26 protein-coding genes and 2 riboswitches are annotated in these 24,685 nt (G+C 60.1%); of the genes, 8 read left to right on the top strand and 18 right to left on the bottom strand.

All coding sequences use genetic code 11. The features are described from left to right. The first annotated feature begins 29 nt into the window (after positions 1–29). Positions 30–126: riboswitch (TPP riboswitch) on the top strand. 41 nt (positions 127–167) lie between these two features. The 3 genes from thiM to thiD all read left to right on the top strand — a co-directional run bounded on the left by thiM (position 168) and on the right by thiD (position 2,725). Further along, positions 168–1,001, top strand: coding sequence for a hydroxyethylthiazole kinase (gene thiM, locus PHQ58_RS02800; protein ID WP_300106548.1), 834 nt, complete (start codon positions 168–170; stop codon positions 999–1,001). A gap of 133 nt (positions 1,002–1,134) precedes the next feature. Further along, positions 1,135–1,809 carry a thiamine phosphate synthase gene (gene thiE / locus PHQ58_RS02795; RefSeq protein WP_300106546.1) on the top strand — a complete coding sequence of 225 codons (675 nt, stop codon included), beginning with the start codon at positions 1,135–1,137 and terminating at the stop codon, positions 1,807–1,809. Positions 1,810–1,891: 82 nt separating this feature from the next. Further along, positions 1,892–2,725 (top strand): bifunctional hydroxymethylpyrimidine kinase/phosphomethylpyrimidine kinase, encoded by an 834-nt coding sequence (thiD, locus tag PHQ58_RS02790; protein WP_300106544.1) that lies wholly within the window; start codon positions 1,892–1,894, stop codon positions 2,723–2,725. Positions 2,726–2,741: 16 nt separating this feature from the next. On the opposite strand, the gene PHQ58_RS02785 is transcribed toward thiD, so the two are convergent. Then, positions 2,742–3,767, bottom strand: a complete 1,026-nt coding sequence (locus PHQ58_RS02785; protein ID WP_300106541.1) for an ABC transporter substrate-binding protein — start codon at positions 3,765–3,767, stop codon at positions 2,742–2,744. 358 nt (positions 3,768–4,125) lie between these two features. Between PHQ58_RS02785 and pcaC the strand changes: the two genes are divergently transcribed. Beyond that, a complete protein-coding gene (gene pcaC / locus PHQ58_RS02780) occupies positions 4,126–4,503 on the top strand; it encodes a 4-carboxymuconolactone decarboxylase (RefSeq protein ID WP_300106539.1) in 378 nt (125 codons plus the stop codon). 1 nt (position 4,504) lies between these two features. Here pcaC and PHQ58_RS02775 read toward each other — a convergent pair whose 3' ends face one another. From PHQ58_RS02775 to PHQ58_RS02755, 5 genes are all read right to left on the bottom strand, one after another. Further along, the gene (locus tag PHQ58_RS02775) at positions 4,505–5,482 is read right to left on the bottom strand and encodes a thiamine phosphate synthase (RefSeq protein WP_300106536.1); all 978 of its coding nucleotides are present in this window, start codon (positions 5,480–5,482) and stop codon (positions 4,505–4,507) included. Positions 5,483–5,531: 49 nt separating this feature from the next. After that, positions 5,532–6,365, bottom strand: coding sequence for a thiazole synthase (locus PHQ58_RS02770; protein WP_300106533.1), 834 nt, complete (start codon positions 6,363–6,365; stop codon positions 5,532–5,534). Between the two features lie 19 nt (positions 6,366–6,384). After that, positions 6,385–6,582, bottom strand: a complete 198-nt coding sequence (gene thiS / locus PHQ58_RS02765; protein WP_300106714.1) for a sulfur carrier protein ThiS — start codon at positions 6,580–6,582, stop codon at positions 6,385–6,387. 73 nt (positions 6,583–6,655) lie between these two features. Continuing rightward, positions 6,656–7,786, bottom strand: coding sequence for an FAD-dependent oxidoreductase (locus PHQ58_RS02760; RefSeq protein ID WP_300106531.1), 1,131 nt, complete (start codon positions 7,784–7,786; stop codon positions 6,656–6,658). Then, the gene (locus tag PHQ58_RS02755) at positions 7,783–9,114 is read right to left on the bottom strand and encodes a cytosine permease (protein WP_300106528.1); all 1,332 of its coding nucleotides are present in this window, start codon (positions 9,112–9,114) and stop codon (positions 7,783–7,785) included. The genes PHQ58_RS02760 and PHQ58_RS02755 overlap by 4 nt, the downstream gene beginning before the upstream one ends. 79 nt (positions 9,115–9,193) lie before the next feature. Next, a riboswitch (TPP riboswitch) is annotated at positions 9,194–9,302 on the bottom strand. 168 nt (positions 9,303–9,470) lie between these two features. Here PHQ58_RS02755 and PHQ58_RS02750 point away from each other — a divergent pair. Further along, positions 9,471–11,540, top strand: coding sequence for an EAL domain-containing protein (locus PHQ58_RS02750; protein WP_300106525.1), 2,070 nt, complete (start codon positions 9,471–9,473; stop codon positions 11,538–11,540). An 80-nt stretch (positions 11,541–11,620) separates the two neighbouring features. Here the strand turns inward: PHQ58_RS02750 and PHQ58_RS02745 are convergent, their stop codons facing one another. From PHQ58_RS02745 to PHQ58_RS02710, 8 genes are all read right to left on the bottom strand, one after another. Next, a complete protein-coding gene (locus PHQ58_RS02745) occupies positions 11,621–12,697 on the bottom strand; it encodes an NAD(P)/FAD-dependent oxidoreductase (protein ID WP_300106522.1) in 1,077 nt (358 codons plus the stop codon). A gap of 66 nt (positions 12,698–12,763) precedes the next feature. Further along, positions 12,764–13,093, bottom strand: coding sequence for a ferredoxin FdxA (gene fdxA, locus PHQ58_RS02740; protein WP_300106519.1), 330 nt, complete (start codon positions 13,091–13,093; stop codon positions 12,764–12,766). 101 nt (positions 13,094–13,194) lie between these two features. After that, on the bottom strand, positions 13,195–14,574 hold the full coding sequence (locus tag PHQ58_RS02735) for a GTP-binding protein (protein WP_300106516.1): 1,380 nt from the start codon (positions 14,572–14,574) through the stop codon (positions 13,195–13,197). Between the two features lie 220 nt (positions 14,575–14,794). Then, positions 14,795–15,763 carry a sulfate adenylyltransferase subunit CysD gene (cysD, locus tag PHQ58_RS02730; protein ID WP_300106513.1) on the bottom strand — a complete coding sequence of 323 codons (969 nt, stop codon included), beginning with the start codon at positions 15,761–15,763 and terminating at the stop codon, positions 14,795–14,797. Further along, positions 15,760–16,539, bottom strand: a complete 780-nt coding sequence (locus tag PHQ58_RS02725; RefSeq protein ID WP_300106510.1) for a phosphoadenylyl-sulfate reductase — start codon at positions 16,537–16,539, stop codon at positions 15,760–15,762. The genes cysD and PHQ58_RS02725 overlap by 4 nt, the downstream gene beginning before the upstream one ends. Next, positions 16,536–16,958 (bottom strand): DUF934 domain-containing protein, encoded by a 423-nt coding sequence (locus PHQ58_RS02720; RefSeq protein WP_300106711.1) that lies wholly within the window; start codon positions 16,956–16,958, stop codon positions 16,536–16,538. The genes PHQ58_RS02725 and PHQ58_RS02720 overlap by 4 nt, the downstream gene beginning before the upstream one ends. Positions 16,959–16,982: 24 nt before the next feature. Then, positions 16,983–18,800, bottom strand: a complete 1,818-nt coding sequence (locus PHQ58_RS02715) for a nitrite/sulfite reductase (RefSeq protein ID WP_300106507.1) — start codon at positions 18,798–18,800, stop codon at positions 16,983–16,985. Between the two features lie 9 nt (positions 18,801–18,809). Continuing rightward, complete coding sequence (locus tag PHQ58_RS02710) at positions 18,810–19,601, bottom strand: sulfite exporter TauE/SafE family protein (protein ID WP_300106504.1); 792 nt, start codon at positions 19,599–19,601, stop codon at positions 18,810–18,812. Positions 19,602–19,754: 153 nt separating this feature from the next. Between PHQ58_RS02710 and PHQ58_RS02705 the strand changes: the two genes are divergently transcribed. Beyond that, positions 19,755–20,234, top strand: coding sequence for a rhodanese-like domain-containing protein (locus PHQ58_RS02705; RefSeq protein WP_300106501.1), 480 nt, complete (start codon positions 19,755–19,757; stop codon positions 20,232–20,234). Positions 20,235–20,265: 31 nt separating this feature from the next. On the opposite strand, the gene PHQ58_RS02700 is transcribed toward PHQ58_RS02705, so the two are convergent. From PHQ58_RS02700 to PHQ58_RS02690, 3 genes are read right to left on the bottom strand one after another with little or no spacing between them, the layout of a single operon-like run. Continuing rightward, positions 20,266–20,871 carry a chromate transporter gene (locus PHQ58_RS02700; protein ID WP_300106498.1) on the bottom strand — a complete coding sequence of 202 codons (606 nt, stop codon included), beginning with the start codon at positions 20,869–20,871 and terminating at the stop codon, positions 20,266–20,268. Further along, positions 20,868–21,491, bottom strand: a complete 624-nt coding sequence (locus PHQ58_RS02695; RefSeq protein WP_300106495.1) for a chromate transporter — start codon at positions 21,489–21,491, stop codon at positions 20,868–20,870. The genes PHQ58_RS02700 and PHQ58_RS02695 overlap by 4 nt, the downstream gene beginning before the upstream one ends. Before the next feature lie 59 nt (positions 21,492–21,550). Then, positions 21,551–22,465 carry an alpha/beta fold hydrolase gene (locus PHQ58_RS02690; RefSeq protein ID WP_300106492.1) on the bottom strand — a complete coding sequence of 305 codons (915 nt, stop codon included), beginning with the start codon at positions 22,463–22,465 and terminating at the stop codon, positions 21,551–21,553. A gap of 115 nt (positions 22,466–22,580) precedes the next feature. On the opposite strand from PHQ58_RS02690, the gene PHQ58_RS02685 reads away from it, so the two are divergent. Then, positions 22,581–23,159 carry an MOSC domain-containing protein gene (locus tag PHQ58_RS02685; protein ID WP_300106489.1) on the top strand — a complete coding sequence of 193 codons (579 nt, stop codon included), beginning with the start codon at positions 22,581–22,583 and terminating at the stop codon, positions 23,157–23,159. Between the two features lie 176 nt (positions 23,160–23,335). Then, positions 23,336–23,620, top strand: a complete 285-nt coding sequence (locus tag PHQ58_RS02680; protein WP_300106486.1) for a hypothetical protein — start codon at positions 23,336–23,338, stop codon at positions 23,618–23,620. Between the two features lie 123 nt (positions 23,621–23,743). On the opposite strand, the gene PHQ58_RS02675 is transcribed toward PHQ58_RS02680, so the two are convergent. After that, positions 23,744–24,655, bottom strand: a complete 912-nt coding sequence (locus PHQ58_RS02675) for an acyltransferase (protein ID WP_300106483.1) — start codon at positions 24,653–24,655, stop codon at positions 23,744–23,746. Positions 24,656–24,685: the final 30 nt, after the last annotated feature.

Genomic DNA, 24,685 nt, shown 5'->3' with positions numbered 1-24,685 from the left:
GCCCGGCGGTGTCGTGCGTCCGTCATAATTCATCCCGCTAGAGGTGCCGCCCGGTCGGTCGGCTGAGAAACACTCTTCGAACCTGATCTGGGTCATCCCAGCGTAGGAAAGCGTTCACAACCCAGGTTGTGCTGAAGCGGCCCCCAGATCACAAATAGGAATCTGTCGTGGCTAATCAACTTTTACCTTCTGACCTCTGGGCTGACGTGCTGGCGGTGCGCAAGCAGCACCCCCTGGTTCATTCCATCACCAATTTTGTCGTGATGAACCTCAATGCCAATGTGCTGCTGGCCATGGGTGCCGCACCCGTCATGGCGCACGCGCATGAGGAAGTGGCCGACATGGCCGCCATCGCCCAAGCCCTGGTGCTCAACATTGGCACGCTGGAGCCGTACTGGATCGAGGCCATGAAATTGGCCCTCAAAGTAGCCAAAGAACGAGGCATAAAAACCGTTCTTGACCCAGTAGGGGCGGGCGCTACCAGCTATCGAAACAATAGTATTTCAGCGCTGCTGGATGTGGCCATGCCAAGCGTGATTCGAGGCAATGCCTCGGAGATCATGAGTGTGGCGGGCAGCGCTGCGCAAACCCGGGGTGTCGACAGCGGTGCTGAGGTGGCGGATTCATTGCAATACGCGCGTGACCTGGCTCAACGCACCGGCGGCGTGGTGTGTGTCAGCGGCCCGGTGGACCATGTGCTGGATGCACAAGGCCGCCATGCCAGCCTGGCCAACGGCCATGAGTGGATGACACGCATCACTGGCGTGGGCTGCTCGGCTACGGCCTTGGTGGGTGCGTTTTGCGCCGTGCAGCCAGATGCCTGGCGCGCCACGTTGTCGGCCATGGCTTACCTGGGTGTGGTGGGCGAAGTGGCCACGCAGCAAGTTCAGGCGCATGGCGGAGGCGTGGGCAGCTTGCAAATTGCACTGCTGGACCAGTTGCAGTTGTTGGACGAACCGACCTTTGAGCGCCATTTGAAATTGGAAGTGGCGGCGCATTGACGATGGCTGTCATTCGCTCCTACGCTGCAGGCCCATTTCACATGAATACGTGTCGCCATGGCGATCTAGCCCAAGCCCATTTCCGGGTTCTGCAATGACCGCGCTCTTTTTATCCATTGGGGGCTGAGCAGCCATGTCAGTTAATTTACTTGCCAGCTTGCGCTTGTACCTGGTGACAGACCAAAAAAACCTGCGCGGGCGCAGCCTGACCGACGTGGTGCTGTCCGCTGTGCAAGGCGGTGTGACCTGCGTGCAACTGCGCGAAAAAGACTTGTGTTCGCGCGACTTCGTGGCGCTGGCTCGTGCCATGAAAGACCTGCTGGCACCCACAGGTGTGCCGCTGGTGATCAATGACCGCATTGACGTGGCGCTGGCGTGTGGTGCGCAGGGTGTGCATTTGGGGCAGTCCGACATGCCAGTGGCCTTGGCCCGGCAGCTGTTGCCGCCTGAGGTGTTCATTGGCCTTTCTGTGGAATCTTTGGACGATGTGGTGCGCGCAGCGGGTCAAGCGGTGGACTACCTGGGGGTCAGTCCGATTTATGCCACGCCCACCAAAACCGACACGGCGGCGCCTTGGGGGCTGGCAGGTTTGCGCCAGGTGCGCGCCATGACCGCGTTGCCCCTGGTGGCCATTGGCGGTGTGCATGTGACCAACGCGGCGGAGGTACTGCTGGCGGGGGCTGACGGGCTGGCAGTGGTCAGCGCCATTTGTTCGGCGCCAGACCCAAGCGCGGCAGCGCAGTCTTTCGGCTGGTTGTTTCAGCCGTTCAGTGAAGATGAAAGGTCGGACCCGATCCGGTATCCATGACTTCAGTGGCATGGCTTGTGGCTAAGTTAAAAAATATATGCCTTTTTGGGCTATAGACCTTTATATATAAGCGTGAGTAGCTATGAATACTGAACTAATTTACCACTATGCCCGGGTCTTGTCCATTGCGGGTTCAGACAGCGGCGGCGGTGCCGGCATTCAGGCTGACCTGAAAACCTTTGCTGCGTTAGGCTGCTATGGCATGACGGCCATCACCGCACTCACCGCCCAAAACACCTGCGGCGTGCGCAGCATTCATGGCGTACCGCCTGAGATGCTGCGTGACCAGATCGACGCGGTGCTGGAAGACATTGGGGTGGATGCCGTCAAGGTGGGCATGCTGCATTCGCCCCACATTGTGCGCACTGTGGCCCAGGCAATTGACCGCCACCAGATGCAACGCGTGGTGTTTGACCCGGTGATGGTCGCCACCAGCGGCGCCAAGTTGATTGATGACCCGGCGATTGCCGTGCTGGTGGCCGAGATGTTTCCGCGTGCCATGCTGATCACCCCAAACCTGGATGAAGCGGCTTTGCTGGTCGGGCGGCCATTAAGTAGCCCGCAGGACATGGCGCTGGCGGCGGCTGAACTCATTGGGCGCGGTGCGCGGGCGGTGCTGCTCAAAGGCGGGCACCTGGCCGGTGACACGGTGACGGATTTACTGCTGGAAGCGGCAAAAGAGCCGTTGTGGATGCATGCCCCACGTATTCACACTGCCAACACCCATGGCACGGGTTGCACACTTTCAAGCGCCATTGCCGCGCATCTGGCGCTGGGTGCTGCGCTGCCAGAGGCCGTGCAAAAGGCCCGCGCCTTTGTGCGCCAAGCGCTACAAGCCGGTGCAACGGTCAAAACCGGCCAGTGCAGCGGCCCGCTGAACCATGGGTTTGCGCCGCTGCCGATGCGCCTTTCATAGCGCACGCGTCGCCCGCTCAACCAATCAAGCGTCCGTCCGGCGTGATCATGCTCTGCGTCACATATGCGCCACTGCGGCCCTGGGCATTGAAACTCACCCGGAAACCGTCCAAATCAATCGGCTGGCGCTGCTGAAAAGCCAATAATGCGCTTTGGCGTGTTGGTAGCCCGTCGATGCGTTTGAGTACCGCAGCGGTATAACGGGCGGCAATATAGCCCGCCAGGCTTTGTGGCGTGGGCGGTTCGTCATACAGCCGTCCCAGCGTATCCCGGTAAGCCCTCACCACCCCAAAAGACGCATTGACCATGGGCACCACTTGGGTGGCCATCACCGGTGTGATGCGGCTCGCACCCATTTGCATCATGGTTTGCAAATTGACATCAGCTAGCGCAATGACGTAGCGCTGGCGGGCTTGTTTGTCGATGCCCCGCAGAAACTGAACCAGTTCAGGCGTTCCGCCCAAAAACAACAGGATTCGAGGCGTGTTGACGGTCAGTTTTTTCCCAACAAGTGCCAGGTCACCCGCGGGTTTATAGGTCTGCAGACGAATGTTCAGCGATGCCGCCGCGCGCTCGACATCGCTGCGGTACTGTGTGTACTCTTGCTCTGACGCATAGATGGCTGCCAGCTCGGCAACCCCCATCACGGACAGCTGCTGGAACGCCTTGGCAATTTGTTCCTGGCGTGAGGCAAAGATGGGGAATGTGAATGCATCCCCATCAAGTTCAGAGTTTTGCATCCAGGGCGCAACGTGCGCCATGTTGAATTGGGTTTGTTTCAGCAATCCCACCAGTTGACCGGCGGCACGGTCACCCACCGTGCCAGAAAGCGCCACACAGTGAGCTGTTTTTTTGACGAGGTCCAGTGCGTCCCGAAGACTGCCCGCACTTGCATCGGTTTCTATCACCAGGTGCTCAACCGCATACCCGTTGATGCCACCCTGGTTGTTGACCTCTTGCCATGCCGCACGGCAGCCAATCAGAAAATCTTTGGCCACGTCGGCCTGGCCAGCCGTGTTGTCTACGATTTGTGCAAGAGCCAAGGTGCGTTGCAGGGGGGTCTTTTTTGTGGTCTGTGACCAAGACGACGCTGTACTGAGCGCGGCCAGTCCTGCCGCATTGCGCAAAAGACTGCGGCGTGTCCAATTTTCTTGAGGATTTTGGGTCATCGTTACTAATTTTTTGTTGTGCGTTCAATAACCAGGCCGTTGTTCAACGCTGCGCGTGGGCCTATCCCTTGGTCTAAGGGTTCAGCGAATGTCAGCGGGGACTCATGGTAAGACGCCCACAAGTCAATGAAATGACGATTTGATGACGGCGCAGGGACACAGGCGCCATCTGACGGGATGACCGTAGATCCATTTCAGTCGCTATGCTCATGTTTTTTTGAAAGCGATTGAAATGAGTGACACACAATTTGAAGCTGGCTTGGCCATGCGCAAGCAAGTGATGGGTGAAGACTTTGTGGCCCGCGCTTTTGCGGGTGCGACCGACTTCACGGCCCCATTGCAACAGCACATCACCCGCAACGCCTGGGGCGACGTGTGGCAACGCCCCGGGCTCGACCTGAAAACCCGCAGCTTGGTGACCGTGGCCATGCTCACTGCGCTGGGCAAGCAGCATGAGTTGAAAGGCCATGTCAGGGGTGCGCTCAACAACGGTGCCACCGTGCAGGAAATCCAGGAGGTGTTGCTGCACGCCGCCGTTTACTGCGGTGTGCCCACGTCCGTCGAAGCCTTTCGCAGTGCTGCCGAGGTGGTGGGTGCCGCAGCGGCTTGATCTACCGGGCGGTCTGTCGGTGCAGCTGATGTGCCGTGATGATTCTTTGGAGTTCTGCCGCCTGGGCTTCTGGCTGATCTGCTGCCACCAGCGCCCGCACCACGGCCACTGAGCCGACGCCGCTGGCCAGCACCTCGGGCAGGCGTGCGGCATCGACCCCACCAATCGCCACCGTGCTGTGGTTGCGCAGCAATTGGGCATACATCGTCAGGCGGGCCGGGCCTTGTGGCGGGGTTGCCATGCGCTTGAGCGTGGTGGCATACACCGCGCCCAAGGCGATGTAGCTGGGGCTGACCGCGTCGGCGCGTTGCATTTCGGCATAACCGTGACTGCTTAGCCCCAACCGCAGGCCCGCCGCGCGGATGGCGGCCAAGTCGGCTTTGCCCACGCCTTCCAGGTCTTCCTGCCCCAGGTGCACGCCGTAGGCACCTGTGTCAAGCGCGGCTTGCCAATGGTCGTTGATGAACAACAGGGCGCCAGTGCCTTGAACGGCCTGCACGGCTGCGGCTACTTCGCGCTGAACAGCGGCAGCGTCATCCGACTTGAAGCGCAGTTGCAGCGTGGGCACACCGGCGCGCGCCATGCGGCCGACCCAGGGGGCATCGGGCAGCACCGCGTACAGGCCCAGTTGATGTGGGCACGCGGCAAAAGCATCTTTGCGCGGGAGCGGTCGCAGGCCGAAGTCTTGTGGTTCGCAGGGCCAGGCGGTGGCGTCAAACTGGCCGCTGCGTTCGGTTTGCGATTGCCAGGCGCTGGCGACACATTGCGCATCTGCGTCGATGAAATCGAGCGCGCGGCACGCAGCCCTGACGGCCATTTTGACCGTGTTCGCCTCGGTCAGTACTTGGTCCATGGCCTGTTGCGAGAAGCTTGCTGCGTTATGCGGCAAGCGTTGCAAGGGATCAGGTTGCAGGGCCAGCGGGCTGTGGCAGGCGGTGATCTCTTGGGCCAGGGCGAGCAGGTGTTCAGGTGTGTGCATCAGTATGAACTCTGGTGTTTTATTTGTGGCTGGGCGCAGTTCTGCAGGCTCAGGCTTGATGCCAAAATGGTGTGCCCATCACCGGCGTGCTGGGCTGGGCGCTGTGGTGTTCGGACATCACACCGGACAAAAATGCCGCGCGCCCGGCTTGCGTGGCGTTGGCAAAGGCCCCGGCCATGCGCACCGGGTCTTGCGCTAGCGCCACCGCCGTGTTGAGCAGCACGCCGTCAAAACCCCATTCCATCACTTGGCATGCGTGAGATGGCAAGCCCAGCCCGGCGTCCACCAGCATCGGCACGTTCAGCCGCTCGCGCAGGGTGCGCAAGGCATAGGGGTTGATCGGCCCCTTGCCGGTGCCGATGGGTGCGGCCCACGGCATGATGGCCTGGCAACCCACATCGACCAGGCGTTGGCACAGCACCAGGTCTTCGGTGCAGTAGGGCAGCACCTGAAATCCACTTTTGATCAGGCGACTGGCGGCATCCACCAAGTTCAGTGTGTCAGGCTGCAGCGTGTAGTCGTCGCCAATCAGCTCCAGCTTGAGCCAGGGTGTGCCAAACACCTCCCGCGCCATCTCAGCGGTGGTGATGACTTCTTGCACGCTGTGGCAGCCGGCGGTGTTGGGCAGCACGGGCACGTTCAACTCGCTCAGCATGGCCCAGAAGTGGTTGGGCGTCGCCTCGCCAGTTTGCAGATTCTGCCGCCGCAAAGAGGCTGTCAGCATGGCAGGTTGTGCCAGTCTGACGGCCGCTTGCAGCACATTGGGTGACGGGTAGCGCGAGGTGCCCAGCAGCAGGCGGCTGGCAAAGCGCTGGCCATAGAGCACCAGCGCGTCATCAGCTGTTGGGTTTGCTGCAGCAGTAATTGGCTGGGTTGTGAGCATGTTCATAGGCGTAAAAAAATCAGCCGCCAGTGACCGGTGCGATCAGATCGATGCGGTCGGCCTCTTGCAGCGGTGTCTGGTGGTAGCGGGTGTTGGGCACAAACTGCAGGTTGACGGCCGCCGCAAAAGGCGGCTGAATGCCGAACTGCTTCACTGCATCGGCCAGCGTGGCAGGTGCGCGCAGCGCTGTAGGTATGTCATTAATGCGTACTGTGATGGTACTTGCCGCCACAGCGATTGCTGCGTCGCTCCGCCTCTCGCAAGGACGGCCTGCGTGGTGATTCATGGGTTCAGAAGTCATGGACTGATTCGCTTGTGTTTGTCATGACAGTTGGGGCCGGGGCAGTCACTTGCACATCAAACTGCTCTGCCAGCGCCGAGTCAGCACCCTGCATCAGTTGCAGCACCACGTCCATCATGGCCGGGGCAATCAGGTAGCCATGGCGGTACAGGCCGTTGACTTGCAGGCAGCGCTCGCTCAGGCGGCGCACGGCGGGCAGGTTGTCGGGCAGGGTGGGGCGACACTGCGCCACCAACTCCAGAATGCGGGCCTCGCCAAAAGCCGGGTCTACCGTGTAGGCGGCGCTGAGCAGTTCAAGGCATGAGCGCACGCTCACTGGCGACACGTCGTCGGACTCAATCTCGGTGGCCCCAATCTTGAACATGCCATCTTCCTTGGGCGCGATGTAGATCGGGTACCGCGGGTGAATCAGCCGGGTGGGACGCGACAGGCGCACGTTTGGCGCGAGCAACAGAGCCACCTCACCCCGCACGCCGCGCACTTGCGGCCATTGTGGTTGGGCGCCCAGGCCACGGCAGTCCAACAGCCAGTCGGCTGAGTTGGGCTGTCCTGTGGTGCCGGGGGCAAAGTCGCCGGGTTGACGCGGGCTGTCCCAATGCAGGGTCACGCCTGGATGCTGCTGCAGCGCAAGCAGCAGGGCATCAAGCAATTGGTGGTTGTCCAGCTGGCCTTCACCTGGCAAATACAGGCCTTGGCTAAAACGCTCGGCCAAGCCAGGCTCCAGTTGTTGTAAACCTTGGGCATCTAGCTTTTGCAGCGACGGCAACTGCGGCAACCGTGAATTGGTGGCCTCAAGCTGCAGGGCAAACCGCGTCGCTTCGGCTTGGTCTTGCCGGTGCCAGACCACCATCGTGCCTTGCTGCTGAAAGTACACCGGTTGCTTTAAATTAAGGAGCATTTCAGGCCAGCGTTGCAAGCCATACAGCCCCATTTTTACAACAGAATCTTCTGCCACAGCAGATTCAGCCAGCGGTGCCAGCATGGCTGCTGCCGCCCGCGCCGCCGAGTTCAGTGCCTGTGGGCCACCGGCCTCGAAAACTTCCACAGTATGGCCCGAACGCGCCAACTCGCAGCCAAGCAGGCGACCCATCAGGCCCGCCCCCAGGATGACGATCTTCATGCCTTTTGGCCAACCAGTGCCAGTGATGTGGCAGGGCGTGTCAGCCAGGCCAGCACAAAGGTGGCGCCAAGTGTCGGCAGAGCCGCGCCCCATTGCGGCGCGAATTGCGCCAGCAAGTGGTAGCAGGCAATGCCGCCAAGCCAAAGCAAGGCCGCGCTCCAGTCCACAGCGCGGGCACGGGTCGCTATCGGGTCATTGGCTGTGGCAAGTCGCCCCAAAATCACCCCGTAAAGCGGCACAAATACCGAGCTCAACATCAATAAAAACGGCTCCAGGCTGTGCATGGGCAGCACCAGCGCCAGCCCAGTGCACAACACCGCCAGCCCCATGCCCCATTGGCGCACGCTCAAAGTCGGCTTCAGGCTGTGGCCCGACACTGCGCCCGAGTACACATCGCCATAAGCGTTGTCGATTTCGTCCACCAGAATCAGAGTTAACGCCAGCAAGCCACCCTGGGCCAGCAGCAGCGCTGTCACCAGATCCGTGCCGGGTTGTGCCACAGTGACCACCATCACGCCCAGCGCATAACACCAGATGTTGGCCAGCGCGTAACCTAGCCAAGTGCCGCTCATGGCGCTGCGGCCACTTTTGCCGTAACGCGCGTAGTCGGCCACCAGCGGCAGCCACGACACTGGCATGGCAATGACCAAATCCATGGCTGACAAAAGCCCCATGCTGCCGTCACCCGGGCGCGCCCAAAAAGCTGCTAGCCCTTGCGCTTGGACTTGACCACCAAACTGCCAGGTCAGCCACAACAGCGAGGCAATCACCAGCGGCAGCGCAAAACGACTCACCAGTTTGCGCACACGTTGGGTCATCGAACCCGAGAGCAACCACACCAACACACCGCCCCACAGCAGCGTGGTCAGCACGCGGCCATCGATGCCGTCCAGCCCCAGGCCAAACGATTGCTTGCCAATGGCGGCGGTACCGTCGCGCATGATGACCAGCTCAAACGTGGTCCAACCAATCAGTTGCGCCATGTTCAGTAGCACCGGCAGGCGGGCGAAGGCACTGCCATAGGTGGCGTGCATCAATGCGGCGCTGGACAAACCGGTCTGGCAACCCAGCCGCGCCGTCCAGGCCAATAAACCTGAGCCAATCAAGGAGCCCAGCACGATGGCAATCGCCGCATCACGACTGCCCACGGCGGGCACCAGGTAGGCGCCCACCTGCATCACCAGCAGGCCTACGCCCAAGCTGAACCACAACGAGGCGTGGTTGTGCCAGTTAAAAACCCGCTCGGAATTTGGAACCGGTGACAGCGCCGAATTTGGCGCAGGTTTTGAGGCCGGTTGGTTTGACTCGGAAGGATGTGAAATTGCCATCAGTTTGCTCCATGCAAAAAGTTGGCAGGTCGGCGGTGTCGGCTGGGGTGACGTTCTGGCCAGAGAAGGCGGCCGGAACCCCGAATTCAACATGCTTCCCTGCGCGAGGATTACCTCAATCAGGTTCAAAGGGACTTTCTCAGCCAACTTGCAGCGTGAACTGCGGGTCAGCACCCCTAGCGAATACGCCGTTGTTTTGGCGCGGTGTGGATTTTAATCAGGTCGTTGTTGACGGTGCCAGATTTCTTGGCAGTCGCGTGAGTTGTTTGGGGGCAGAGTGGTCGGCTCTGTTATAAGTCGACAGTGACTGCGCCTCTGTCTGGCGCCATTGCACTTGCGCCAGAAAGGAATCAATTGTGGTAGCACATCACTGGGCCGAGGCCCTGTTGCGAGCCCATCCGGATGGTATTGCGCTGATGGACGATGCCTATATGTTGCAATTTGCAAATCAGAACTACCTGGAGATGTGGGGCTTTTCGGAAAAAAGCGCCTACGGCATGACCGGCAGCGAGCGATTTGAATACCAGCTTGGATTGCTCGCCAAACCCGAAAGCGATGCCTTTGCCCTGCGCCTGTTGAACTACGGGGTGGATGCGCAAACGCCGCGCTACTTTGAGCTCAAAGACGGTCGTTGGTTGGAGCGGATCACCTATCGCCACAAAGCCATTGGAGGGCACGATGGCATTGTTTCCCATTGGCGGGATGTCACTGGTCAACATATGGAGGTCATCGCCTCGCAGCACGAACGGGACTTGATGCATTCCATGATGGACAGTGTGCCCGATCAAATTTTCTTCAAAGACCTGGAGAGCCGTTTCATCCGCATCAACAGCAGCCTGGCCAAACGCTATGGTCTGGATGACCCGGCACAAGCCGTGGGCAAGTCCGATGCTGATTTTTTCTCTGCCGATCATGCGGCGCAAACGCGCACGGAAGAGCTGGAAATCATGCAGACCGGCACCCCCGTCTTCAACCAATTGCACCATGAAGTCTGGAACGACGGCAAAGCCGCTTGGAATGTCTCCATGAAGATGCCGCTGCGTGATGCCAACGGCCAAATCATTGGCACCTACGGTATCGCCCACGACATCACCGAGCACAAAAAGGCTGAAGCCCTCATCTGGCGGCAAGCCAACTTCGACGCACTGACCGGACTGCCAAACCGCCGAATGCTGCGCGACCGCTGGGAGCAGGCCGTCAACAACCACAAGCGCAACCATCAAGGCCTGGCGCTGCTCATTCTCGACCTGGACCACTTCAAGGAAGTTAACGACAGCCTTGGCCACGCCGTGGGAGACGAACTGCTGGTGCAGGTGTCCAAGCGCATAGAAGACTGCCTTCGCGTGACTGACACATTGGCCCGCATGGGTGGCGACGAATTTGCCATCATCCTCACAGATCTGACCCCAGAAACCGATGTGGGCGATATTGCCCACAAGGTAATTGGTTGCCTAGGTGCTGCATATGAGCTGGCTGGCCACACGGTTTTTGTCACGGCCAGCATCGGTGTGACCTTGTTTCCCCAGGATGGCGAGTCCTTTGATGAGCTGCTTAAATTGGCCGACCAGGCCATGTATGAGGCCAAGCGAAACGGCAGAAACGGGTTTTACTTCTTTACCAGTGCGTTGCAAGAGCGTGCCCGTAACCGCTTGCAAATGGCCGAGGATTTGCATGTGGCTTTGCGGGAGCAACAGTTTTATCTGGTGTATCAGCCCATCGTGGATCTGCGCACTGGCGACATCCGCAAGGCCGAAGCACTCATCCGCTGGAGGCATCAGGCCCGCGGCGTGGTGTCTCCGGGCGAGTTCATCCCCCTGGCCGAGTCCATCGGCCTGATTGAGGACATCGGCGAATGGGTGTTCCAAACGGCTGCGCAGAAGGTGCGCGACTGGCGCGCGCAGATTGACCCTGGCTTTCAAATATCCGTGAACAAGTCTCCGCTGCAATTCCAGAGCAAACGGCGGCAGGCGAGTGACTGGGCAGACTACCTGCGTTCCGTTGATTTGACACCAGACGCCATCGTCGTTGAAATTACCGAGGGACTGCTGCTTGACGCATCGGAATGGGTGAAACAGCAATTGCTAAGCACACGCCAGAGCGGCATGCATTTGTCGCTGGACGATTTTGGAACCGGCTACTCGTCGCTGTCCTATCTGCACCGGTACGACATTGATGTCCTGAAAATCGACCAGTCCTTCATGCGCGACCTACACCCGGGCTCCAAGAACCACACCCTGTGCAAAGCCATCATCCGCATGGCTCATGAACTGGGCATGCAGGTGATTGCCGAAGGCATTGAAAACACCCTGCAACGCGACCTGTTGATAGAGGCAGACTGCGACTTTGGTCAAGGCTACCTGTTTGCCAAACCGCTGCTGCCTGCCGAATTTCTGAACCTCGCCCACAAAAAAATTGACCTTTCCTAAAGTGCGATGTGTTGACTTGGTCAAATCAGCGGACACGCGCTTCAAGATGATTGGCCCCGTGCATGGCCATTCGATCAGCTTCAGGCTGGCGTGTCGTCTGCCAAAACCCCAAGCCGTTGCTGCAACAGCGCACTGCTGGTGGTGTACTGCAACACCCCGCTGGCTTGCGGATTCAGGTAGCTGGCGGCGGCAAAGGCGGCCAGCGTGGCTTCGTGGAAACCACAGACGATGAGTTTTCTTTTGCCTGGGTAAGTGTTGACATCGCCCACGGCGTAAATGCCGGGTGCGCTGGTGGCGAAGCTTGCGGTGTCTACCGTGAGTTGCTTGCGCGCCATCGCCAGGCCCCATTGCGCTATGGCCCCGAGCTTGGGGCTGACGCCCATGCACACCAGCAGGGTGTCAACTGGCAGATTGACGGTTTGATCTTCGGGCGTGCTGAGCTCAATGCTGCCCAAGCGGCCATCAGTCACATGGATGCCAGTGACCTGGCCGGCCAGAAATTTGACTTTTCCGGCATCGCGCAAGGTGGCCAGTTGCGCCAGGGCAGCGGCACTGGCTTGCAGCACATCGCGCCGGTGCACCAGCGTGACGCTTTTGGCTGGGTTGGGACCATCCGCTGCCAGCGCAATGGCATTGGCCACTGCGGCATCTTCACCGCCGACGATCAGCACCGTTTTGTCTGCGGTGGCCTCAGGCGGCGCGTTACGGTAAAAAAGTTGGCTGCCCAGCAATGGGGTCAGGCCGTCCAGCTTGAGTTCTTTGGGAGCGAAGGCGCCAACCCCTGCGGCAATGAACAGGGTGCGGGTCAAGAACTGCTGGCCGGCCTGATGGCTCGCGCTGGTTGTCACTCGCCAGCGGCCGTCATCCTGCGCAAGAACTTCGCTAACCTGCTGGTTGAGGTGAAACGCGGGTTTGAATGGGGCAATTTGTTGCAGCAGCCGCTGCGTCAGCTCGCGCCCGGTGCAGCGCGCAATGCCCGGAATGTCGTAAATGGGTTTGTCGGGATAAAGCTCGATGCACTGGCCACCGGGCTCACCCAACACATCCACCACATGGGCGCGAATGCCTTGCAGCCCGAGTTGAAACACCATCCATAGCCCCACCGGACCCGCACCGATGACCACGGCATCGGTTTCAATGGTGGCTAAGCCCTGCATGGATTGCCGCGTTGGGCTCGCAATGACGGGGCTTTTAGCTGCTGCTGTGTGCGGAAAAGGCCGGGCTCAGCGAACCAGCATCGACAGTTTGCCGGTCTTGTCTTTCCAGTCATCTGCATCAGGCAGAGGCGATTTGCGCTTGGTGATGCTTTTCCATGTGGGCAATTTGGCCAGCTCGGCGTTGAGCTTGGTCATGTGGCGCTGATCCTTTGGCACGTCTTCTTCGGCGTAAATGGCGTTCACCGGGCACTCGGGGATGCACACCGCGCAGTCAATGCATTCATCGGGGTCGATGGTCAAAAAATTGGGGCCTTCGCGGAAGCAGTCCACGGGGCAAACGTCGACGCAATCGGTGTACTTGCACTTGATGCAGGCTTCGGTGACGGTATGGGTCATTTTGAAATTTCTTCGGTTGAATGCAAAAGCGGCATTTTAAAGGGTCATGCCCAAACGCTGTCGAGCATAGCGATATGGGCCGGGGTGGGCCTTGATTTGTGTCAATTGATCAGAACTGCGCCTGCGGTTCTGTGGCTGGCAGTGTCCACCAGCACCAACGCACCCAGCACACGTGATTCACTGAACGGCCTTGCGGCAATACCTTCTTGCAGCACCAGTTCCACGTGGCCGATGCTGTTGGCAGGCAGCGAATCGGCATCTTCTTCGGCCAGCGTGTTGATCTCCAGTCGGTGAACCACGCGCTTGACGCGCGCCTTGACCCAGCGGTGGCCATGCAGCGCCCAGTAAACACGCCCAGCCACCAGCGGCTCGTCGTCCATCCAGGCCACCGTGGCACTGAGCTCGCGGCTGGGGGTCAGGCTGATCGGCGCCGGCGTGTCGGCGAAATCGTCGTCTGAAGGGGCTGCGCTGTTTGCCGGTGCATCCAGGGCCAGCAGCCAGTCGCCACGTGACACGTCGACCTCACGGTCAAGCACCACGCCGGCGCTGTGGCCGGCTTGCGCGGTGCCAGGCTTGCGGGTGGTGCCCAGCACTTGGGCCACGGTGGCGGTTTGTCCGCTTGGCAGCACCTTGATGGTTTGTCCCACTTGCGCTGCGCCGGCAGCGACGCGGCCCCAGAAAATGCGGCGGCCTTGCGAGGTGTCGGCGCTGGCAGAAAACTTTTCGACCCATTGCACCGGAAAGGCGAAAGGCAACACGGTGTCTGCCGGGGTGACCGGTAGCAGCGCCAGAATGTCGAGCAAACTGGGGCCGGTGTAGCCGCACCAGCCCTCTTCAGCAGACTCGACCACGTTGTGGCCCTTGAGCGCCGAAATGGGCACGGTGACGGCGACTTCAATGCCAGCTTCCTGTGCAAAAGTTTCCAGTGCGCTGCGGATATGGGCAAAGGCGGTCGTCGCGTTGTCATCCAGTGCGTCGAGTTTGTTCACGGCAAACACGATGCTGGGCACGCGCAGCAGGTGGCACAGCAGGCTGTGGCGGCGAGTTTGGGGCAGCAGGCTCAAAGCGGGGTTGGCCCAGTCGAGCTTCGTGGCATCGATCAGCACCACGGCGGCGTCGGCGTTGCTGGCAGCGGTGACCATGTTGCGGGTGTATTGCTCATGGCCGGGGGCGTCGCCAATGATGAATTTGCGGTCGGCGGTGTTGAAGTAGCGCCAGGCCACGTCGATGGTGATGCCTTGTTCGCGTTCGGCGCTCAGGCCGTCGGTGAACAGGGCCAGGTCGGCCTCGCCGCTTTTGGAGACGTTGGCCAGCTGATCTTGCAGCACGCTTTTGCTGTCAAGCAGCAGGCGGCCAATCAGGGTGCTTTTGCCGTCATCGACGCTGCCGCAGGTAATGAATTTGAGGGCTGATTTTTGGTCGAATTGGGTTGTAGCGCTTGTGGTTGTTGCGTGAGCAGCTATTGATGTTGCAGTGTTCATGGTGGCTTTCGTGATTTGTTTGCAGAGTTTGTGGTGACGGTTTGGTGTCTTGTATGCGGGCTTTTGCAGTTTTAACCCGCAGCGCACGTTGTGCATCTAACTACGCGAATGTCCCCCGGCTTGGGGCACGCCCCAAGCCTCCTCCTTGATTTCGCTACGTTAGATACCCAACGCACGTTGCTTGACGCTGCTGGGGTATTGCCAGATAACGTGGGCTCATTTAAAAGTACCCGTCTTTCTTGCGCTTCTCCATCGACGCCTCAGACGTTTTGTCGTCCATGCGGGTGGCACCGCGTTCGCTCACGTCGGCCGCCAGGGTTTCCAGCACGATCTGCTCGGGCGTGGCGGCCAGGCTTTCCACTGGGCAGGTGCAGGTGATGTCGCCCACGGTGCGAAAACGCACATCGCGCAGCTCGGCCACTTCGCCAGTTTTCAAAGGGGTCAGCGGGGTCACAGGAACGAGCAGACCCTTGCGTTCGACCACTTCGCGTTTGTGCGTGTAGTAAAGCGATGGCAGGGCGATTTGTTCGCGGGCAATGTATTGCCACACGTCGAGCTCGGTCCAGTTGCTGATCGGGAACACGCGGAAGTGCTCACCCGGTTGCAGTTTGGTGTTGAACAAATTCCACAGCTCAGGGCGCTGGTCTTTGGGTTGCCATTGGCCAAAGCTGTCGCGGTGGCTGAAGATGCGTTCCTTGGCGCGGGCTTTTTCTTCGTCCCGGCGTGCACCACCGATGAGGGCGTCGAAGCGGAATTCTTCAATGGCTTCGAGCAGTGTGACGGACTGGTGCACGTTGCGCGATTCGCCCGGGTGGGCCAGTCGCACCGTGCCACGGGCCATCGAGTCTTCAACACTGCGCACAATCAAATCCGCACCCAGTTCTTTGGCGCGCGCGTCGCGGAAATCGGTGACTTCATGGAAGTTGTGGCCGGTGTCGATCATCAACAGCGGGTAGGGAATCTTGCCGCCATTGGCTGGTGAGCCAAAGGCTTTTTCAGCGCATTTCAGCATCACCAATGAGTCCTTGCCGCCCGAGAACAGCAGGGTGGGGCGCTCAAAGGCAGCGGCCACTTCGCGCAGGATGAAGATGGTTTCTTCTTCCAGCGCGTCCAGGTGGGCGTTGCTCAAATGGTCTGGGCGGTGGTGCGTCATGGGTTGCAGCAGGTTGGCGTTGATCGGGGCGTTCATGCGGGGGCCTTTGTGTTGTTTTGTTCTGTGTTGGGCAGGGCGCTGGCTTTCACGTGCAGGCCACACTCTTTGGCGGCTTCGTCTTCCCACCACCAGCGGCCAGCGCGGAAGTCTTCGCCCAGGCTAATGGCGCGGGTGCAAGGGGCGCAGCCAATGCTGGGGTAGAACTGGTCGTGCAGCGGGTTGTAGTCGACCTGGTTTTCAGCAATGTAAAACCACACGTCGCCCCAGGTCCAGTTGGCCAGCGGGTTGAGTTTGGCGCGGGTGGCGTCGCTGGTGTCTATCAAGGGCACGTCGGCGCGCGCGCCGGATTGCTCGCGGCGCAGGCCGGTGATCCAGGCATCCTTGCCTTGGAGCGCACGGGCCAGTGGCTCCATTTTGCGGATCTGGCAGCAGGCTTTGCGCAGGGGGATGCTTTGGTACATCGCGTCTTTGCCCTCGCGTGCTACGAACGCAATAGCCGCTTCGGCCACCGGGGTGAACACCGCTACTTTTGCGCGTGACGTGGCTTTGAGGCGGTCAAGCAAGGCCAGGGTTTCGGTGTGGAGCTGCCCGGTTTCCAGCACAAAAATGCCGATGTTGAGCTGCAGGGCGTTGATCAGGTGGGCAATCACCACGTCTTCGGCGCCCAGGCTGCAAGCCAGGGTGACGCGGGGTTCGTCATCGGCGTTGAGCGGCGCGTAGTCCAGCGCGGCTTGTTGCAGCAGGGCTTGAGTCTGGGCCAGCTTTTGCGCATAGTCGCCAGAGGCGCGGGCGTTCAGGTCAATGGCGCTCATGTGGGGGCTCCGGTGTGGGGTTGGGCCAAGGCGGCCGCAGCGGGTGCGCCGGCGAAAAGCGGTGCAGGCTGGGCGGCGTCGCCCTGGTAAAAATGGTCAAACTGGGTCAACTGGCGTTGCGCATGGGCCAGGCTTTGGTCGGCCCGCAACACGGCTGAGCTGAAGCCGTTGCGCTGCATTTGCAGCAACTGGTCCACCAGCACGTCGCCGGTGGCGCGAATGTCACCGGTGAAACCCAGCCGGCGGCGCAGCAAATAAGCTTGGCTGAAAGCGCGGCCATCGGTGAACTTCGGAAAGTCCAGGTCGATGCGCTCAACCCCATTGAGTGCCAATTCGCGCGGATCGGCGTCGTTTGGAATATTCAAGGCTTGTTGGCTTGTAGCCCCTGCTGAATAAGCGTCAGCAGCTATTAATTTAATTGTATTGTTCATGGTGTTCACGTCTCAGTCAGTCGCGGCATCGGCAGTGGCCAGGTGCACATGCAGCACTTTGCCGCCAGCTTTGGTTTCGTGGCGCACGGCGTTGGCGGCCAGTTTGAAGGGATCGAGTCCGAGGCGGCGTACGCTGTCAATGAAGGTCTCACCACTCAGGCGCTGTTGGCGGTAGGTGTCAAGCAAGGCTTCCACCACGTCGCTGACCTCACTCGCCGCAAACGATGGGCCAATCACTTTGCCGGGCACCGCAATGCCACTGAGGGTGCTGCCGTCAGAGCCGCCCAGCGAGATTTGGTACCACTCGCGGCCGTCTTTGTCGACACCCAGTACGCCGATGTGGCCGGTGTGGTGGTGGCCGCAAGAGTTCATGCAGCCGCTGATGTGCAGGTCGACTGGGCCAATGTCAAACAGCTCGTCGAGGTCTTGATAACGCTCGGTGATGGCGGCTGCCAGAGGCAGAGAGCGGGCGTTGGCCAGCGCGCACAGGTCGCCGCCGGGGCAGGTGATCATGTCGGTGAGCAGGCCAATGTTGGCCTTGGCCACGCCCAAGGCACGGGCGGCCAGCCACAAGGCGGGCAGGTCGCTCATCTGTACCCAGGGCAGCAGCAGGTTTTGCTCGTGTGTGACGCGCACTTCGCCGGCGCTGAAACGCTCGGCCAGGTCAGCGGCGGCGCACAACTGGTCTGCAGTGGCATCGCCGGGTGCATGGCCCAGGCGCTTGAAGGATAAGGTGACGGCGCGCAGTGCGGGGTCTTTATGGGCGCGCACGTTTTGCGCCAGCCAGCGCTGGTATTCGCCAGCCTCTTTGGCGGTGAATTCTGGCGCTATTTTTTTTGTAGCTGCTTGCGCTTTTTCTATAAGGGTTGGAGGCTCAAAATGCTTGGAAACCCGGTCCAGCTCGGCTTGTGGAATGGTGTGGGCTGCGCCGTCATGGCTCACGATGTCGGCAAACTCGGCTTCTACTTCGTCGACAAAACGCTGGCCTTCGGCTTTCACCAGAATCTTGATGCGCGCCTTGTACAGGTTGTCGCGGCGGCCAAAGCGGTTGTAGACACGCACCACAGCTTCCAGATAGTTCAGAATTTGGTCCCAGGGCAAAAATTCGCGCAATGTGCTGGCAATCACCGGGGTGCGGCCCATGCCGCCGCCCACCAGCACCTTGAAACCGATGTGCCCCAGCGCGTTGTGGCGCAGGTGCAGGCCCACGTCATGCCAGGCGGTGGCGGCGCGGTCTTCCAGTGCGCCGTTGATGGCTATCTTGAACTTGCGCGGCAGGTGCGCAAATTCGGGGTGCAGCGTACTCCACTGGCGCATGATTTCGGCATAGGGGCGCGGGTCAATGACTTCATCAGGGGCAATGCCGGCGAGTGCGTCGCTGGTGATGTTGCGAATGCAGTTGCCACTGGTCTGGATGCCGTGCATGTCCACCTTGGCCAGCAAGTCCATCACGTCGGCGCTCTTAATCAATGGAATCCAGTTGAACTGCACGTTTTGCCGGGTGCTGAAGTGGCCGTAGCCCACTGGCAGGTGCGCTGTGCCGAGTTCGGCCTGGGTGCTGCTGGCATGGTCATACACCGCAGCGCTGGGCTGGTCAAAGTCGCGGGCAATTTTGGACAACACACGCAGTTGGCGGCTGGACAACTCACCGTAGGGCACGGCCACCCGCAGCATGGGGGCGTAGCGCTGCACATACCAGCCGTTTTGCAGGCGCAGCGGGCGGAACTCGTCGTCTTTCAGCTCGCCGCTGAGGTTGCGCTCAAGCTGGTCGCGGTACTGGGCGGCGCGGTTCTGGACGAATTGGCGGTCAAAGTCGGTGTATTGGTACATGGTTATTTTTCAGAAAGCGATTAATTTGGTACCGGCATAGGCCAGCAGCACGGACAAGAGTGAGCGGATCACGCGCTCGGGCACACGGGTCATGAAGTGCGAACCCAGCCAGATGCCGGGCAGCGATCCCGCCAGCAGCAGGATCAACATGGACCAGTCGACTGAGCCCAGCGTGGCGTGGCCGGCACCGGCCACCAGCGTCAGTGGCACGGCGTAGGCAATGTCAGCCGCCACAATGCGCGGCAGCGGCAGCAAGGGGTACAGCACCATCAGCACCGTGACGCCAATGGCCCCGGCGCCCACTGATGTGATGGACACCAGCGTGCCAATCAGTGCGCCAAACAGCAGCGGCAAGCTCCAGTGGCGCGGCGTGGTGGCCAGCGTTTCCTGGCCCGCGGCGATGCGGCTGGGGGCAGTTTTGCCACGCAGAGCCTTGTATAAGGTGGCCGCCGCCGTGAGCAGCAAGGCCACGCCCAGGCTGCTGGTCATCAGGTGTTGAATGGCGGCATCGGCCGGACCCACAGTTTTCAGAACCCACAGGGTGATGAGTGCGGCCGGAATGCTGCCAGCGCTTAGGTGCAGCACCACGCGCCACGGCACCAGGCCAGAGCGTGCCATTTTGACCGTGCCACCGAGCTTGGTGAACGCGGCAAACAGCAGGTCGGTACCGACCGCCATGTAGGGCTTCACGCCGAACACGAAGATCAGGATCGGCGTCATCAGCGAGCCCCCGCCCACGCCGGTCAAACCGACCACGATGCCTACGAAAAAACCAGCAAAAATGAAAGCGATGTCATGCATAGGCGCAGACTGTAAAGTCCAAGCGTTAGATATCAAACTACATTATTGTGATTACCATATGCTAATTTAGATATAAAGAATCGTCTGGATGTCGAACAGATAATGGGTGACGCGGCCACATTTTTGCGTCGTACTTTATTTGCGAGATGCCCCATGACCTCTGAAGCTACCGAACTCCTCAAAGACAATGCCAAGCTTGAAATCACGCTGCCCACAGCCCTGGAGCTGACGCAGTTGGGCCTGGCGACGCTGATCGACATCCGTCAAACGTTTGAGGTTGAGATGAAAGGGGCGATTCCCCAAAGCCTGCATGTGCCCTTGTTTGAGGTCAAGGTCATGCTCGGGCATGCCTTGACCGAAGACGAGCAGGACATTCTTGACGCCGGTGAGCCCAAAGACATGGACGCCAAGTCATTTTTCACCATGATCAACCAGTTGCACCACGGGCGCGACCACATGCTGCTGTGCATTTGCAACAGCGGCAAGCGCAGCGTGTCGGCAGCGCAGATGCTGCGTTCGCTGGGCTACCCCAAGGCGCTGTCGGTCATGGGCGGGTTTCAGGCCTGGAAGAAATTGCAGGCGGCCAACGCGGCTGCCGCCGCTGCGGCGGCGGTCACTGCGGCAGACGCCTGATCTGGCGCGAATTGCGGCTGGACTGTATCGGTTAAACCCAGCCTAAAGCACCGGCCAGTGCGCCGGCGCCTAGCAACCACAGCAGGTGCAGCTTAGTACGCCACACCAGCACAGCCACGGTGGCGGTAAGCAGCCAAAGTGGCCAGTGCGCCAAGTCTGCGCCATGCGCGGCTGTCAGGATCCAGCCGGTGGCAATCAGCAGTGCCACCACCACCGGTGCCATGCCTTGCTTGAAGGCGCGTACGGCTCGCAGTTCGCGGTTTTGGTGGCCCCATCGCGAGGCAGCAAAAGTCAGCGTGGTGCTGGGCAACAAAATGCCCAGCATCGACAGCAGCACCCCGAGCAGGGCACTGCCCCAGCCGACCCATCCTGCACCCAAACCCCCACCGGCGTTCAAGCCCACATGCCAGCCCATCAACGCAACAAACAGCACATTCGGGCCAGGTGCGGCTTGGGCGATGGCAATCGAGGCGTTGAACTGGCCGTCAGTGAGCCACTGGTGCTGGTCCACCAGCGTGCGGTGCATGTCGGGCACGGTGGTGATGGCGCCGCCCACGGCCAGCAAGGACAGCGACAAAAAATGCGTTAGCAGCGCCAGCCAGTCGGCCGTGCTCATGGTGATCGCCAGGGCGTTCATGCCGCTTTCTCCAGGCGGCCGAGTTGGCGGTAGGCCCATAAGGCACCCAAGCCCCCCAGGCCCAGCAGCACCCAAATCAAGGGCAGACGCAGCAAGGCAATGGCTACAAAGGTAATAGCTGCCAGCGCATAACATACAAAGGTTCCAAGCACGTTTTGCTTTAAAGCGCCGAACAGCTTCAGACCCGTGGCGACAATCATGCCAGCGGCTACCGCGCCCATGCCACGCAACGCGCCCTGCACCGCTACTGAGTCAGACACTCCCGCAAACAACGCCGCCAGAATCAGCACGATGACCATCGGAAACGTCAGCAGGCCGGCCAGCGCCACCAAGCCGCCACGAACACCAAAGTATCGGTCACCAACCATCAGCGACAGATTCACCACGTTGGGGCCGGGCAGCACCTGGGCCACCGCCCAGTCTTCGACAAATTGGGCGGGTGTGAGCCAGTGTTTTTTGTCCACCAGTTCGCGTTGCGCAATTGCCACCACGCCGCCAAAACCTTGCAGGGCTAGGGCAGTGAAGGCCCAGAACAGTTCGGTCAGGGAATGCGGGCGGGGCTGCGCGAGTGGGGAGGAATCAGCCAGAGGCGCGAGGGTGTCAGAAATCAGGTCAGCCATGTGTTCATTATCGTTGCGCGGTGCCATGCGCGAGGGCTACAGAACCAACCCCGCGCGCGCTATTTGGCCGTTTCAACCTGATTCACAAGCCAGGTGATGACGCCGTCGTCCAGGCACATTTGCAGGTGCCCGATGCCGCTGAACTCGGTGACCGAGGCGCCGTCAAGCAGCTGATCGCTTTGCGGGTGGACGATGTTGTCATGGCGCGTGAACGCCAGGTGCATCAGCTGGCGTATTTGCGGAGTTTCACTCAGCGCAAGCGCTTCTGACCACGCACTGCGCCACTTCATTTGCAGGCCGTTGGGTGTGCTGACCCACTGCGGGGCCTGTGTGCCGTTGTGCGGGGTGCCCAGCGTGATGATTTTGGCAGCACGTTTCGCGCCATAGGTGCGCAACCAGGCCCGAATCGCCACTCCGCCCATGCTGTGGCCCACCAGCACCACTTTTTCAAAGCCGGTCCGGGTGCGCAAATCCGCCACGGCGCGCTCAATCAGCGGTGCGTAATCGTCAATCGAGGCAAAAACCGGTTCCAGGTCAACGGCCAGCACCGTGTGCCCGGACTGGCGCAGCGCAACCACCACGTTGTCCCACACGCGGTGGTTGCACAAGAAGCCATGCACCAGCAGCACCGGCAGTGCGGTTTGGCCTGGCTCAGGGGGGCTAGTGGGGGGCAAGATACCCGGGTTGGACCTGGTCCAGGGCATGCGCAGGCCAAAAATCAGCAGGGCTGCCTTGAACTCACCTGTGGCAGCTTTCAGCCAGGGGCCCAGCGGCTCGTCTGGGCGAGACAAAAACATCGACCACCCAATGATCACGGCCTGCCAAAACACCACCCAGCCAAGTCCGCCCAGCACAATCAGCCCAAGTGATGCTGCGCCCCATTTGGGCGCCATTTCCACCGCGCCCCAAGTGCCAATCAGCGCCCCGGTGAGCACTTGGACAAGGTAAGTAAAGCGGAGCAGACGGGCAAGCATGGCGGGGTTCCTGATAATTGGGTGCTGGCAAGTATGCCTGCCCCAGGGCACTCCAATGCGAGATATCGGCTGGCGTGCACCTTCGGTAACCCCCTTGATTGTTAAAAGAAGCCTTATGACCCAACTTTTAAGCCTGCAGGTTGGTCGCGCGCGGCGCGCCATGATCAACGGCCGCAGCGTGCTCACTGCTATCCAAAAACAGCCAGTGCCTGGCCCGGTGCCCGTGTTGCGTCTGGGGATTCTGGGTGATGAACAGGCTGACTTGTCGGTGCACGGTGGCTTGGACAAAGCCGTTTACGCTTATCCCAGCGAACACTATGCGTTTTGGCGAGATGCCAGGGCACAGATGGGTTTGGGCGGTATCGATGACGCCTTGCCCTGGGGCAGTATGGGCGAAAACCTGAGTATTGAGGGCTTGTCTGAGGCTGACGTGTGGGTCGGCGACGTGCTGCGGTTTGCCCACTGCGCCTTGCGCGTGACGCAGCCGCGCGAGCCTTGTTACAAGTTCAACGCCACCATGGGTTTTGCCATCGCCTCCAAGTTGATGGCGCAGCAGGGCTGTTGTGGCTTTTATTTGGCCGTGGACGAGCCCGGCACACTGCAGGCCGGTGAAGCCTTTCGCTTGGTGCCCGGACCGCGCCGTTTGGGTCTGCCGGAAATGTTCAAGGCCAAGCTGTTCAAGCATTTGCGCTAGAGCGCGAGAACGGCCGCTCTTGATGATGCGGCTTCTTGAATCGCCTTTGACAATTCGCATGCGGCGTCAAGCGCATCCTGGCTACGCTCATTGCACAGGGGCTAACAAGTGAAATCAGCCGGCGAATTGGCCGGCTTTTCAGTGGCCCGGTTCATTTTTAACAGCAGGGAGTTGTCATGACAAAACGCGACGAGTACATCGAAAAAATGAAACTTCAGCTTGATGAGCTGGACAGCAAGATGGACAAATTGGAAGCCAAGGCGGTGTTGGCCAAGGAAGATGTTCGCGCGAAATACAAGGAAGAAATGACGAAACTGCGCGAGCAATCCAAAGTTGCCAAAGGCAAGCTGCAGGAGGTCAAGGCGGCCGGTGAAGACAAATGGGAGGCGCTGGTCTCTGAGATGGAGAAGGTTCGCGACGCCGTCATTCATTCGTTCAATTACTTCAAGTCCCAGCTTTAAGGGCGCAAGCGGTGACCGGGGGCCATGCCGAACCATGGATCAAGCCCGGGGCAGGCTCTGATTTAGCGCAAAATACGCTATATAAAAAATAGCTACGTGCGCATATATTTAAAGGTCTACAGCCTATTTTTTTATAAATTTATGAGTGGCAAGCAGTGTGTCCAGCAATGCGTCTTTTTCGCGCCAAACCTGATTCACCCAGTTTTGACCCAATTCGCGCAGGGCTTGTTCGGGGTTGGGCGTGCCTTGGGCAGGCAGTTGCGGTACCGCCAGGGTGCGGGCCTGCACGATCACCCGTGGCACCCGGCCTTGCAAAAACTGCCAGAAGTTCGGCGCACCATCAGGGTAGGCAATCGTCACATCGAGCACGGCGCCAAATTTCTCACCCATGGCGTCTAGTGCCAGCGTTAGGCCGCCGGCTTTGGGCTTGAGCAAATGCCGGTAGGGCGACTGCTGGCGCGCCTGCTTAGGCAGCGTAAAGCGTGTGCCCTCCAGGAAATTCATCACGCTGGTGGGCACCAAGGCGTATTTTTCGCAGGCCGCGCGGGTGGTGGCAGCATCTTGGCCGCGTGCTTCTGGGTGCTGTTTCAAATAGGCCTCGGTGTGCCGGCGCATAAAGGGAAACTCCAGCGCCCACCAAGCCAATCCCATGATGGGCACCCAGATCAGCTGTTGTTTCAGAAAGAATTTCAGCAACGGAATGCGCCGGTTCAGCACATGCTGTAGTACCAAAATATCGACCCAGCTTTGATGATTGCACACCACCAGGTACCACTGGCGCGGGCTCAAAGCCTCAATGCCGGTCACGTCCCAGTCCATGCGTTGCGTCAAGCGCATCCAGCCGCTGTTGCCAGCAATCCAGGCCTCGGCAATGCGCAGCAGCAGCGGGTCAACCGCCAAACGCACGGGCTTGAAGGGCAGCAGCAGCTTGACAAAGGACACCACCAACAATATGGGCACCCACAGCAGAATGTTCAGCAGCATCAGCACGCTGGCGATCAGGCCAAGCAGGGGCGCGGGTAAAAAAGAGAGCATGGTTTGAAATGTGATTGAAGCGGCTTTGTA

Origin of the sequence: Rhodoferax sp. (genome assembly GCF_028688795.1) — a bacterium.
GTDB lineage: Bacteria > Pseudomonadota > Gammaproteobacteria > Burkholderiales > Burkholderiaceae_C > Rhodoferax.
This window is presented reverse-complemented; position numbering and strand designations above follow the sequence as displayed.